The sequence below is a fragment of the Caballeronia catudaia genome (assembly GCF_001544755.2).
Taxonomy (GTDB): domain Bacteria; phylum Pseudomonadota; class Gammaproteobacteria; order Burkholderiales; family Burkholderiaceae; genus Caballeronia; species Caballeronia catudaia.
Genome location: NZ_FCOF02000017.1, coordinates 47530 through 61101 on the forward strand (window position 1 = coordinate 47530; position 13572 = coordinate 61101).

Annotated in this window: 6 protein-coding genes and 1 pseudogene; 3 read left to right on the forward strand and 4 right to left on the reverse strand. The window is 55.1% G+C overall.

Annotation, left to right across the window (positions count from 1 at the left end; all coding sequences use genetic code 11):
- Positions 1–7: 7 nt before the first annotated feature.
- On the reverse strand, positions 8–868 hold the full coding sequence (locus tag AWB75_RS19210) for a hypothetical protein (RefSeq protein WP_143746454.1): 861 nt from the start codon (positions 866–868) through the stop codon (positions 8–10).
- 1535 nt (positions 869–2403) lie between these two features.
- Positions 2404–6807, reverse strand: coding sequence for an ATP-binding protein (locus AWB75_RS19215; RefSeq protein ID WP_087086685.1), 4404 nt, complete (start codon positions 6805–6807; stop codon positions 2404–2406).
- 259 nt (positions 6808–7066) lie between these two features.
- On the opposite strand from AWB75_RS19215, the gene AWB75_RS19220 reads away from it, so the two are divergent.
- The 3 genes and pseudogenes from AWB75_RS19220 (at position 7067) to AWB75_RS19230 (ending at position 10527) form a co-directional block, all read left to right on the forward strand.
- Positions 7067–7831, forward strand: a complete 765-nt coding sequence (locus tag AWB75_RS19220; protein WP_143746455.1) for a hypothetical protein — start codon at positions 7067–7069, stop codon at positions 7829–7831.
- Positions 7832–7924: 93 nt separating this feature from the next.
- Positions 7925–9178: pseudogene (locus tag AWB75_RS19225) on the forward strand (helix-hairpin-helix domain-containing protein); the annotation flags it as partial.
- Positions 9179–9423: 245 nt separating this feature from the next.
- Positions 9424–10527, forward strand: a complete 1104-nt coding sequence (locus tag AWB75_RS19230) for a hypothetical protein (protein ID WP_143746456.1) — start codon at positions 9424–9426, stop codon at positions 10525–10527.
- A 1032-nt stretch (positions 10528–11559) separates the two neighbouring features.
- Here the strand turns inward: AWB75_RS19230 and AWB75_RS19240 are convergent.
- The gene (locus tag AWB75_RS19240; protein WP_087086693.1) at positions 11560–11982 is read right to left on the reverse strand and encodes an HU family DNA-binding protein; all 423 of its coding nucleotides are present in this window, start codon (positions 11980–11982) and stop codon (positions 11560–11562) included.
- Positions 11983–13007: 1025 nt separating this feature from the next.
- Positions 13008–13508: a hypothetical protein gene (locus AWB75_RS19250; protein ID WP_061125677.1), complete on the reverse strand. Its 501-nt coding sequence runs from the start codon at positions 13506–13508 to the stop codon at positions 13008–13010.
- Positions 13509–13572: the final 64 nt, after the last annotated feature.

Consider the following 13572-nt stretch of genomic DNA (forward strand, 5'->3'; position numbering starts at 1 on the left):
CCTCTACTCAATACTCGGTGGTAAGCGACGGGGACACCTTGAACCGCGGCAGATATGGTCCATGACGTACATGGTTCATTAGGCTCCAGTACGCAGACCGAGCGAATGAATGATTGCAATCCTCCGGATACTCATAACGGTACCGATGGTCCTCCTCAGGTTCTTGTGTGTACGATTGCGAGAATTCATCGGCCAGATAGTCGTTGATTCCCCAAAGCAAGTCGTTCAGCATTTCGGCTATATAGCTTGAGTGATATGTAAATATGTTCTCATGGAACCATTCGTAGAAACCTGGTAACGCTTTAAATCCCTCTTCTGCACTAATCTCAACACCACTTCGCTTAAGTGTCTGGACGATTTTCTCGACGTTCGACTGCAGGCGCGAAAAGTTGTGCTTGGCAATATCCCCACAAATCTTGATGTAGCGAATCCTTTCTATGCGAACGTCCGCTTGGACATCTATCTCGCCGAACCAGACGTCAGGAACGAGGCAGTCGGCTTCGAGCCACGTCGATAGCGAGTCAAGCGGCTTCTGTATGCAGTCGCTATTCCTCGCAAGCTTCGGCGCTGCGCATATTTGTCGCAAGTAAAAAAGGAACGTGTAGTCGGTGGGGCGACCTGACTTGGGTGGCTTCTTCAAATTAAGAAAGCTGTCGTTTGAACCGCGTTCGTTAGGCTGAGATAGAAAATCACCTAATAAGATATTGAACAATCTTTTATCGTTGGAGTTGTCGAACATCAAAAGGACGTCGTTGGTTCGCTTGAGTTTGTTGAAAAATGCATAGTTAACCATGCCTCCAAGCATTTCCCAAGCCGCCAAAAGTACGATGGTTTCGTGTTCAACTTCGTTAAATTTTTCTGAATGCATGTTTCGTGTTGGCCGTCGGCATTTTCAAGCCGCGTCGTTCGTTGCATCGCCTTCGAAAATGCCGTCCCGCTGGATACGCTGGACGGCTCTTCATTCAGTGAAAATTATGCCGCAGAATCTTTTCTCAGATGCAAATGCCTCGTAGGACGTAGCGCGGCGTTTGCGAGTCACCCACCAAAGGTAGAAGTCTCGATGTGACTTTTGGCGAGGGGCGAATGTTTCCATGTCTGGTTCGGTAACAAGCGCAGTTCCGCACAGTCCGCTCATATCGGTCGGGTGAACGGGGTTCCATCCAGCATTCCAGTAGCTTAGTGTTGCGATTGGTCCGCTCGTGCTCGAGATGCTAAGGCAACCGTCGTTCGGATGAATGGAAATGGGACCTTCTGTATCGGTGACGACCGGATAGTGGAGCCGCGAAGGATACAAATCGCGTTGAAGGTAGCCGAGGCGACTGAAGCCATACGTCGAAGCGAGCGGGGCAGCGTTAGACTTGCTATCCAAGACGTCCGTGAGTGTCAAAACTGGTACGGAAGTAACGCATTGCAAACCTGACGTCTGGCATCCTCCATAGCCCCCGCCTCGTTGGATTTTAGAGAATCGCTCAAGTAGACCTTGCGCGTCTACCAAACTCTCACCGAGGTGTCGCCAACGAACTATGGATAGCTCGGTAACGCTGAGCGGGTCAACATGTACGGGGGTCGATAGCGAAAGTAACACGCGTCCTTGTGCTACGGACCGCAACGACCGGGCGAGGCTTTGAATATACATCTCAACCGAAGCGGAGTCGTGGGTGATATGGCCATCGAACGCCGGAAGCCACGACGGACGAGACGGTCGCATGAACGCAAGTGTCGGGTCAAGAGGAAGGACATCCAGTGCCAGGCGGTTCACCAAGTCGGCGGGCATACGCCAAAACTTTCGTGCGACCGCAAGCGTCCGTTGATAGGCGGACGCCATACGAAGGAAATTTCGATTGGCGAAAGCGCCGGTAGTGTTAGGCCCAATGGGACGAACAAAATGTCCTACGTCGCCTTGGTAAGGGGCGCCTGGAAAAGAGTCTGCGGACGATGTCCATTCGTAGTTGCACTGCCGAACAAACGGTAAGTTCGAACGTTGCTCCAGTCGCTGCATCGCGGTCAGGAAAAACCGCGGCACGTCAGCGCCTTGCATCTCGAAGAACTTTGGCGATTCTTGAAAATCCGGAGGAGCAACCTGCAAATGATGCTCGCAGTCGTCTTCCGAGGGAAGGCCACAATCGCGGATTAAGAGAGAGGATAGTGTGGAAGGCCGTTCGAGACTTGAACCCAGTTCTGGCGGCGGGATAAAACCTCTCTTCGTCGCCATCCAGAATATACATACGAGCTCGACAGTCTCCGCCTCCACTTTGCAGCCCTTCAACTCCTGAAGCAAGGAAGTTGTCACCTCCTCACGCATCTCAGGTGCGAGTAGGAGGGTGGCAAGCTCTTGCATTGCCCACCATCGAGTTGATGCGACTGGCCATCTTAAGCGCGCGATGAGCATCGCAAGGTCAGAGTTCAAGCTGAAGCTCCGTTCATCAATTTCCCGGCCCACGCAGGTCTTTCGAGTCGGAGAGTTCTCGTATCCTCCTGAACGCTGCGAACCATTGCCTCTGCGAACGCTACTGCTTCGCCGGTGCGGCCTAGTTGTCCTAGGAAAAATACCATGATGTCGGTTGGAATAACTCGGTCAGGTTTTGGCCCGAAAAGACCGAACGCAGACTTAAGGAAGAATTCATCGCCACGACTCCGATACTTCGTTGCCGCGATGCGAAGTCGACTCTCGGTTTCTTTCCTGCTTTCAAAATACATCGGCCCCAGCCACCCACCGTTCATGCGCTGCGCTTGGACGATATAGGGGAAAGCCGCTCTTGGCCCTTCAAGCGTGAGCTTTGTCGCAAACGCAGCGTCAAGAAGCCCCGCAAGGTCGTTATCGCGGCAGTCAGCAGACAGCAACATAGGCTCTAAGTTTTGGATAAGGTCCGAGCCTAGACCCTGCGATTCCCAATGAGCGTACCATTGCTTCAAAACTTCACGGCGAACACCATAGTGTTCAGCAAGGTCTGTCTGAAGTCTTTTCAGTTCGTTGACGGCGTATGTGCTTACGTCGCCTTCAAACGGAGGAAACTCAGTTGATGTGCCGCCTGATTCTGGCTTCGCTATCGTGCCGATGTCCCAACCCATATGCTCGTTAGCCAAGTCACGAAGCTGCGACGCGTTATTGTTCCCCAACTTGGCGGCGTCCTCCAAATCGCGGACAGCTTCATCTTGCATACCCGTTCTGGCTACTGCGGCGAGCGTGCGGGATATGGCTTCTGCGGTTGTCATATAGGTCGCAAGACTTTTTTCTGCTTCATCCCATTGTCCAAGCTCGACGTGTTGTCTGTGTTTTTCAGCCAGTGCTTCTCGATTTAACCTTGCTAGAAGCTCATTGGCCTCAGCAACGACATGCCTGGTTCCCTTGCCGTCCGTATAAACGGAGACGTTTTCAATCTGAGGCGAAATCTCGTAGAGCAGTCGACGAGCGTCGTCGGGAGCAACGGACGTCAGGTAGCTGATGGCATCCATCACATCTGGGAGGGCGGGGTCTTTTCGTTGCCCGTAGCCAAGCACCAGTTCCCACGTAACCCGGCAGAGTTCTCCCGCCAGGTTTGCGAGGCCGTGCCGGAGTGACATCTCACAGAGGTCCAAGAACGCGCGCATCCGGGCTCCAGTTTCCTCTTCGACCACGGCATTGCGGTCGTCTCGTTGCCGGAGAATAAAGAATTCTGCTGCGTCGTCGGTGAGCACCTTGACGAGTTCCGATACATAGACTGAACGAAAATGGTCGGCGTCAAACCACGAAAGCCGCAATGCTTCATCTACCTCTTTGGAGGTGACCAAGGTGTTGCCGCTTATCCGCGAATCTAGCAGATGAAGGTCAACCGCAAGCGCATTTAGAGCTCGGCGAAAAGTCGCCGCGCCTTCCCCGCGCTGATAGTTGCTGTAATCCGGCACCGGGATAGATTCGAACGACCGATGGACATAGAGGAACGAGACCGATTCCCCGGCTGACCAGCGCCTTGCTACGTCCGCCGCAACAGCCGTGAGGTTCTCGAGGTAGTCAGATACATTCTCACGGTCCTTGAACGTCGGTGTCTTGATAAAGCAAAAATCTTCCCCAGCAACTGTCATGTGCAGGTGTACTGCGCCGAAGAACCAAAAGCGCGCAAGTTGCGTCAACGCTTCTTGTCTATCGTCGTACTGCGCTTGCGACCAATCGACCTCAGAGCCACCGGGGAAGACCAGAATGTCTTTTCCCTTCATTGCACCCATGCACGCAGCCAACAGGCCACAAGACAAGTCTTGAAAATTACTCCACGAGACGAGCTCGGCATCAGCTAAAGCCGCGGCTCGAACCGCGGCATCGCATACCATGGCTTTCTGCTCGCCCCGCGGAAGTAGGCTCGCTATCTGAACAAGTCCGCTGACATTGTCAGCGTCGACGTAAGCCCCGACGACTTTTTCCCCGATTTCAAGGGAGCTCGACATGACGATTTCTGCAGCTCGTTCGGGCGTACTTCCAGCCACTCCGAGGCCAACGAAGGTGCTCGCGAGGTAAAGTTCCTCCGCCCGCGACTCGTAGCCCCAACGTCGGCCTACGAAACGACTTTCACCTCTGAATCGATGCAGGGCTTCCGTGGCGCTCTTTCGCGCGGTACCGTAGTCACCGCGCGTCATAAGGGCGCGGCTTAGTGCTGCCACGTCGAGGGTAGATGTTTCGTGCCGTGATGCAACGGCTTCCTCCATAACGCTAGAGTCTCGCGCAAGCGTCCATGTGCAAGCTTTGAGGCGCACCGCATCGATTCCAGTAAGCTGGTAGGACAGGCTGTTCAGCGACCTCGTTTTTAGATGACGGAGGCGATAGGCATCTGCATAGCGCGCACGGCAAACAGCGTGTTCCTCTGCGTCTGCCATAAGACTCTCGAATAGCTCAGTAGGGTATCCTTCGCATAGTCGGTCGATTATCCAGTCCCTTTGTAGACCTTCAATGAGGTCTTCGGGCTGGCCTTGTTTCGCTTTTACAGACCACAACCAGTTGACGCGCAAGCTATTTGGCGCCTCATGGCTAAGCCAGCGCTCCACCGACGGTATCAACGCTTTGACTCGAGGCGCATAGTCATCGGTCTGCTTGATAAAGACGACCAAGCTTTCGTGAAATGGTTTGAGCCCCGCTGGAGAACTGTAGAGCAAATGCATTACTGCGGAAACCTCGGGTAGCGGCGCACCGACAATCCGAGCTATCTGAGCAAAACCAGATGTTGGCCAGAAAAACGGGAATTCGCAGACGAGCCTCAACACGTCCTTCTGGCTAGCTGGAAGAAGATTCCATAGTGAGGCATAGTATGTTTTTACATCCTTGCTCATATCTCCAAGGAGTTGTTCAACACTCCATTTCGAGAGTGGGCGGGCTGAGCGGATGAGTTCTTCTATCGCATATATTACGTGCAGCGGGTGACCATTCGTACGCGCACGTACTTCAGCCGCAGCTGACTGGATTTCCTCTTCAGCGTACGGGCGCTTGTGTTCAATCTGTAGTCGACCTTGTTCGACCTGTTTCCGTACGTATTGAAGGACCGCGTCCGCCGACATGACCGGGAGCTCTCTCCAGGTACTGCGAGGCGTGCCGGCAAGCAACCGACTCGGCAGCTGTGCGTCTTCGACGGGCTGGGTTCCTACCACAACGACCAAATTGTCGAATGCCGGCAGCACTTGATTGAAGATTTCATCTAGCGGGCGCTTATCTTGGCCTTGGTTGCGCCAGACATGGTCGAGACCATCAAGAACGAGAACGAATGGCTTATTGCGTTTCTTGTAGTGAGCCGCGCATGCGGCGAGGGCGGAGCCTAAAGCTCGGTCGGGCACATGGACGTCGGGATGAAAATGCTGGATTTGAGCTAGTAGAGACTCTTCAACGACAAAGCTCGTATGGCGGTCGTGCGACCGGTCCGTTGACGAGAGATAGTAGTGATGCCGCACTAACGGTATGCCCTTCTTTTGCAATAGCTCGCATGCTTTGCTGAGGAAGGTACTCTTGCCGCGACCGGGCGGTCCAGTCAGCACAATCGGTTCAGTCGGAATAGCTTCAATAGCGTTAATGAACGAAAGAAAAAACGCAGTGTCAGGTACGCGGTATCCAGGTGGGATGGCAAAGTTTTCGGGTAGCGGTTCGGGAGCCTCGACAAGCAGGGTCGCGCGAAGCAGTTCGAGCGTAATCCAGCCGTCCGGGGCGGGCTGATTTTTTTGAATGGACCAATGGATGGCCCGGTTCTTGAGCACCTCAACACCCTGAGGTGTTGAATGGCGTCTGAGCCTCGCCGTGACGTGGCTCTCGATACTTGCGAAACCCTTGTCGCTGTGACGGACGTCCAGCGCATCAAAAAGCTCCTTTGCATTGGATGAGCCGCCCAGCTCCTCAATCACTTGATGCTGGATTTCCGCAGGTGCCTTCGTATAATCAATGCGGCTGCCCCCGGCGAGGCATGCTTCGAGGCTGGAATCGGGTATCCGGTTTGTTAGGAGGCGAACATGCCCAACGCGGTTGCTCTCGATTTGTTTAAGCGCATCGAACCACTTCCTCAGGTTTGACCGGGATTTCCCTCCCTTCTTTCCTGGCCGTTCTAGCAACCAGTTCCAATCCAACAAATGCTTTTCGTCTGCCGGGGTGAACTTGACCTGCCACAAGTCAACCTTCCCGTCAGGGCGCTCCGCGACAAGGTCATCGAGGCCTTGAGGAGCAACCTCCTCTGCGTCGCACTCGAAGCGAACTCGCGTATAGCGGGTGGGGGCATCGAGCCAATCGCAAAGTAGATTGACCCCCTGCATCGTTTGATAAACGTATCCTGCAGCGGGAATAGCAGTGCTTTTAACGTGGGCAGCCATGGTCGACGAACGTTTGGTAAAGCATGATTGTCAGCATCAAACTATCATGACGGTTTGCGGCATCATTGCAAAAATGTGCGTAGCAATCTCGTCGATGAGCGGTTCATGAGAGACTGTCGCAGGACATAGCGACCGGTAGATACTGGTTGAGAGGACGGCCGAGGTAACCAACGAATTCACGATGGCTCTTCGCCTTGCTTTGCCGGTATGCGGTTTGAATCGGTAGTTCAACATCATAGATGGGAAGCAAGAAAAAATCATGGACATAGTATCGGTTGCAATTGCTTCTGCAGCAGGAAAAATGCTGGTCGATAAAGCCAAGGATATTGGTATTGACCTGCTAATTGATAAGTTTAAGGCGCAAGTTGTAGGTCGCTGGAGCAAACATCGAGCAGAGGTATTCCTGGCTCAGCTGCTCGACGAGGTTAGAAAGCAGGGTGATGAGAAGTTTGAGTCTGCGAATCTAAACGATTTGCTTGAAAAGTTAGCCGATGGCGACGCCGAGACGTCGCTGCTCTTTGATGCTTATCGGCGAGTTGCTTTGTGCGCGAGCAAGGACATCGGTCCGATGGTCATTGGCGTGCTTACGGCTGTCATACTGCGACGAGACTCCAAGGCGAACGATGACGAGGAACAGATGTTCATGGCTGCTGAGACCCTGAATGACCGAGATTTTGTCGAGTTCATTGAATGGTTCGAGCGCGCGCATGCAAAGACGCACAAACCCACGCACCCGACGCTGCAATTACCTACGTTTCCGGGCGCTGTAGCTGTTGAGCATGTTACTGCGAAAGCAACTAGGAACACATTCACAAATGTCGGCGTACCGGTAAATCTTTTTTCTGACGTCGGGCCCTTCGCGCCTAAGCTTGCAAATTTGGGAATCTTTGTCCAGTTTTCGAGGCCTGCTGATACTTCGAAAGGGGCGGCCAACACGAAGCAATATGTGGCTGCGACCCATGTAGCGACTCGGCTGTACTCGGTCGCCAAACGTGTTGCTTCAGCCACCACACCTAGGAAGTGAATATCAGAGCGGTACTGTGAAGCTGAATTCGTGAAAAATCGCTCGTACGGTACGAAATGCTCAAGTCTTTCTCTCAGGCTGCAAGCCGATGTTGCCGTGCATCCGTACCTGCGGCGCCGGCAGGGGCTGGAGCCGGTGACGTATCCAAGCGATGCACTGAAGGTTGCGCTCGGGCGAACGTTGGGCGTGCCCATCTTCCAGGAGCAGGTGATGCAGGTCGCCATCCTGGCTGCGGGCTTTACACCAGGCGAAGCGGACCAGCTGCGCCGCGCGATGGCCGCCTGGAAGCGCAAGGGCGGCCTCGACAAATACTACGACCGCATTGTCAACGGCATGACAGAGCGCGGTTACACAAAGGACTTCGCCGAATCCATCTTCCAGCAGATTCATGGCTTCGGCGAATACGGCTTCCCGGAAAGTCACGCGGCAAGCTTCGCGCTGCTCGTGTACGCGAGCAGCTGGCTGAAGTGCCATGAGCCCGAAGCGTTTCTCGCCGCGATGCTGAACAGCATGCCGCTTGGCTTCTACTCTGCGTCGCAGCTCATTCAGGACGCGCAGCGGCACAGTGTGAGGGTTCTTCCGGCTGACGTCACCATCAGCAACTGGGATTCGGTCCTTGAGCTTCTCGGCTCTCAATCGAGGTCAGCAGTACGCCTTGGCCTGTCGCTGCTGAACGGCATGAAGGACGGCGCCGCCGAACGCATTGAAGCCGCGAGAGCCGTAAGACAGTTTTCCAGCGTCGGTGGCCTCGCGAGACGCGCGCAACTTGACCGAAAAGACCTTCAGGTGCTCGCGGCCGCGAACTCGCTGTCTTCGCTCGCCGGTAACCGGCGCGAAGCACTTTGGGTGTCCGTGGCCGCGGTCCCCGACCGCGACATCCTCGCCGACGCGCGCGTCGACGACGAGACGCCGGTGCTGGGCGCGCCGTCCGAAGGCGAAGACATCGTCGCCGACTACAACTCGATGAGACTGACGCTCGGCCGGCATCCGCTGTCCCTGCTGCGGCCGGCTTTGCTCGAACAACGGCTTATGCCAGCGGAAACGCTCATGACCTATCGCAATGGCCGGCTCGCGCGTGGTTGTGGATTGGTGACGGTACGTCAGCGACCTGGGACCGCAATGGGCGTGATGTTCTTTACCATCGAGGATAAGACGGGCAACGTGAACGTCATCATATGGCCTTCGCTGCAAGAGAGGTTTCGGCAGGAAGCACTGGGCGCTTCACTGCTTGCGGTTTACGGAAGCTGGCAATGCGAAGGCGATGTCCGCCACCTGGTTGCTCAACGGCTCGTGGACCTATCGCACCTGCTCGGTGGACTTACGGCCGTCGGTCGCAACTTTTGTTGAGTGGCGGCCAAGGATTAGCACGGGTACTTGCGTGGATGACAGACTCGGGAGCGCAAGCCATAGTATCTTTTTTCAGTCAGACATTGAGTCGGGTCAGGACAAACACGCCATTAACCAATAACTGCTGCGTGTCACAATCAGACAAGAATTTCGTACCTGACAACCTTTAGCCAAATGGAGTTGCTGTGAGTAAGGTATTCGCAAGCGGGCCGCACCCGCATCTTAACGCCTGTGTGGGAGACCACATGGACGGTGATAACGGCCATGCTTACATGACGGGGTTCGCACAAGCAGCGGAAGTTCTTCTTGCCGCGGCGAAGCAGCAACATTTCGTGGTCCCAGAAACAGGAGAAATGCAAGCCGTCTACATGGACGCGCTCATCTATCCAATTTGCTTTTGCATGCGACACCATATCGAACTGTTCCTCAAGCGTCAGTTGGAGACGGTATCTCGTCTTCGCAGCAAATCAGTTGAGGTCCCTCAGATACACGAATTGGGTGAATTGCTTGATGCACTGAGGATTGCGTGCAACGCAGACCGACGTCTTCCCGCTAAGTTAAAAGCGCTTGAAGCGACTATCACTGAATTCAACAAAATGGACCCGACAGGTCAAGTATTTCGCTACAGCAAGTCAAACGAGGGAACCCCTCACCTCGAGAATGTTTCGCACATCAATCTACAAGTCTTAGGTGCCGCGGTTTCCAGCTTCAACAATGCTGCGGACGACTTTGATAGTGAAATGGAGGTCATCGATTACGAGTACCGGCAGAATACATTCACCAGCAAGCTGTCACGCTCTGATTTGGTCGAGGCCGCGAAATCGCTGCCGGCCCGCAAAACGTGGGCAGACCCCCAAGGCAGTTTTGACGAAGTGAAAGCAGGGTTGCGGAAGAAATTTGGACTGTCCGCGAACGATTTCTCTACTGCAGTAAAGATGATTGAAGAGCATCACTATATGAGCTCCTTAATCGGTAAGACGCTCGCACTTCCTTATGTGGAACTCTCGGACATCGACGTATTCGCATCAGACTTGAAGTCTCCTGCGGAGCTGGCCAAAGCGCTGTCGATGGAGAAATGGTGCGCATGGCAAGCAGTCTATGAATTAAGCATGCCAGGCGTGTACAGCGAATATTTCGATTTATATCTTTCCCTTCTTTTAAATCCGGAAACAGAGCAATTCGCTTATCCGCCTGACGTCGTTCGATATGCTCGCACCCGTCCTGTCAGAATGCTTATGGGACTGAAGAAATTGGGGCAAGCAGAACTTGTTGAACGATTCGAACAAGTGATGTCGGCCGCCATACTGGAAGACGAGAGGCGTAGAAGCGATTCAGACCTCTCCGAGTAGGTCCGGTGGATTTGGAAGTTCACTGCCTTGTCACGCAGTGACTGGATGGCCGCGAGAAACTCGTATCGAACAGGAGTATTGTTATCTGATGCTATCGCGTCCCGATGCGCCATTCGACTCATCGGACGCGGCTGGCGGCACCCCACATTTTCGATGGAGGCAGTGATGAGCAAAGGAACAGGCGGCAGCCAAGGTGGCCCGCGCGGCAACTCGGGAGGCGCATCGAAGGGTTCGTCCGGCGGAGCCAAATCAGCCGGGAGTGGCGGCCGGTCGGGAGGTGGCTCTTCAGGCGGTAACTGGCCGAGCACGACTGGAAATCCGTCGGGCGGACGGCGTGGCAACGCCGCGCCTCGCGGAAGTCGTTGACGAACTGTGCGTCGAGGGTCGCACACGCGCACTGCCGGTCCGCCCAAAATATTTTTCTGGAAATTCCCCCCAGCAGACGGCGAGACTTTTAAGCGCGGACTCCAAACAAGAAATCATCACTCCTGTTGCGCGGTATACATAACGCTGCCCGTTCCGCGGAGCAGCCGCGCGACTGGTCGGACATCAACGGCAGCGGTCGCGGGATAGCCGGTGCTGTGGGATAGCCTTGAGACACCGGACAGGGTGGCGAAGTTAGCGCCCAGAGGCGAACGGCTGACGGGCGACGCTGGCTCGGAAGTTAGCTAGGTAAGCGTGTTTCCTTGGCGGTGCTGTTTGGCATGTACCCAACCTTTCGGGCTGCCTCTTGGGTACGCTGGATAACATCTTCGCGTACGACGTCTGGCCGGCGAAGGGGCGGGGAGCTTTAGCATCCGAGATGATGCTGCTGGGATAGCGGAGATGGTCGCCGTTGTCGCTGATGAAGCCGTTGAACATCCGCTTGACAGCTCGGCCTCTCCACGTATGTGCGCAGGTTCCGACATTACTTCTTCATGCTCGCGCCGAGGTCCGCGCAGAACGAGTTTCGTGGCGGAAACACTCGATGTCACAACCAATGCGAAGAAGCCCGCACGAAGCGGGCTTCCGGACAACACGAAAAGTGGGCGTTTAGGCGGCTGCGTCCTTCAGCTTTTTGAGAGCACGAACCTTCAGGCGCACCGTCGCCGGCTTGGCATCAAACCACCTGTCCTGCCCCGTGAACGGGTCCTTGCCGAAGCGCCGCTTCTTTGCTTCCACCTTTTGAACGTTGATTTTCAGCAGGCCGGACAGCGTAAATTCGCCCAGTCCTTTTTTGTGCACAGAACCCAGAATCGTGTCTTCAAGAGCGGCAAGCACTGCTTTCACCTGTTTTGGTTCAAGACCCGCCTGTGTCGCAACGTGAGTGACGAGCGACGCTTTGGTGAACTGGTCCTTCACCGGCTTGAACGTTGTGCCGGTGGCGGCTGCCTTCTTCGCCGGAGCTGCTGCTTTCTTCGCTGGCACTTTGGTCACAGCCTTCTTGGCTGCAGGTTTTGCGGTCTTCGTTGCCATTTGCATCCTCTTCATCGTAGATTGAGAGATGCTTAAGACGAAGCACCCCAGAGCACGGTCGCCTGGCACATGCGTCGTCGTAAGCTGTGGGCTAGCCTAGCAACGGTTCAGGGGTTTAGCAATAAGAAAACCCCTTGAAATAAGGCATTTTCGCGAGCTATGGGCGAATTTACAACGGAAGCGTGCTCAGCTTTCGAAGATAAGCCAACCGACGGCCTCGTCGGGGTAGTTCTGCGGCCAACGATTCGTGAGCCATTCGCGAGCGCGTCGGACGCGCGCTTTTGTCTGCTCTTGACGGCGCCCAGCGACATTCGAATCGTGGCAACCGAGCGGATGCCCCGCTCCTGCGAGGCGTCCAGGTTTCTCGCTCCCGGGCACGTCTTCGACTATTGCCTCCAGAATCTCCTGAGCGCAAGTGACTCGGTCGAGTGCACAGCGTAGCCGTGCGACCATCTCGTCGCGAAGTCCGAGTTCTCGTGCGACGACCGCAACGTCCGTTGCAGCGTCCGACGAGAGGAAGTCGAGCAACTGCAACAGCCGGGGCGACGAGGGGAAGGCAGGCGGACTGCTTGAGCTCGCGGAGTTGAGTGTGTTGTTCATCCGCAGTAAAGCGGATGCGCTTATACCTGGCGCGACGCGGGGCGTTACAAGTTGGGCCATGCCTTAGCGCTCGCAGCTTGTGCCTCCGTGGAGCCTTCAGGTGCCAGATATTCATCGCAAACGGCGATAGCGCGTGATACATCGGGCGTTGTTGCGTCTCCTCGCGCTAACAGCTCTTGCCGCCATCCTAAGACGTCTGCCCGCCCGCCGTGATTCAGATTCCAGACGACGAATCAAGAAGGTCGACCAACTCGCTGGCCGCGATGTCTGTTAGCTCTGCTCTTGCCATCATCTACTCCCTCCCGCTGCGCTACTGCATGAGCATTGCCAAGTGCGAGGTGTTTGACCTGCGCTCATTCGACGCTTGCGCTCATATCACTCGTTGTTCGGCTCAAGCCTTTATGCACCGTCCGCAAACATAGTGCTCAGCGTGAGCGTGCGAAAGGATTGATTGGCTGCACCTTATTCCGGTCTTTTACTCGCTCGAGCAACTGCACCGTGTCCCAATCGGCCGACATTGCTTCCAGTTCCCGCACGACGTTTGATTCCAGCGCCTGCAATCCCACGTCGCCTTGAAAGTTCGATTTGAATGCGTGGAGGAGGCGGTGCTGAAGAAGGCGGGTCACGCCCTCGACTCGTCGGGGCGCATTCACGTCAGCGAACAGAACCGACTCAGGTGAGAACGGGTCGTAGTAAATCAAGTTCTGATACTCGGTGTTCACCGCAACCTTCGGCTCGTCGGTGACTAGCAATGAGCCGAGCAGCTGGACAGAGCCCTTCATCCCCTTCGGCGTTTTGAACACCCACAGGCGCTTCGGCAACCGCTCCTTGAGTTCAGAAATCTTCGCGCTGTTGGAGCCAAAGTACCCCACCTGGCCGTTCTTCAAGTCCTGTTCGAACTTCTGCCAATAGTAAAAAATATCCATTTCCCGCCTGTCCGCCCTTGTCGGTTGTAATCATATTCGAGGACCTAATGGTACCAACTGCGCA

What these genes read in the sequence shown, in the direction of transcription:
- AWB75_RS19220 (WP_143746455.1), top strand. Translation starts at nt 7,067, where the DNA reads ATGGACATAGTATCGGTTGCAATTGCTTCTGCAGCAGGAAAAATGCTG.
- AWB75_RS19240 (WP_087086693.1), bottom strand. Translation starts at nt 11,982, where the DNA reads ATGGCAACGAAGACCGCAAAACCTGCAGCCAAGAAGGCTGTGACCAAA.
- AWB75_RS19215 (WP_087086685.1), bottom strand. Translation starts at nt 6,807, where the DNA reads ATGGCTGCCCACGTTAAAAGCACTGCTATTCCCGCTGCAGGATACGTT.
- AWB75_RS19250 (WP_061125677.1), bottom strand. Translation starts at nt 13,508, where the DNA reads ATGGATATTTTTTACTATTGGCAGAAGTTCGAACAGGACTTGAAGAAC.
- AWB75_RS19210 (WP_143746454.1), bottom strand. Translation starts at nt 868, where the DNA reads ATGCATTCAGAAAAATTTAACGAAGTTGAACACGAAACCATCGTACTT.
- AWB75_RS19230 (WP_143746456.1), top strand. Translation starts at nt 9,424, where the DNA reads ATGGACGGTGATAACGGCCATGCTTACATGACGGGGTTCGCACAAGCA.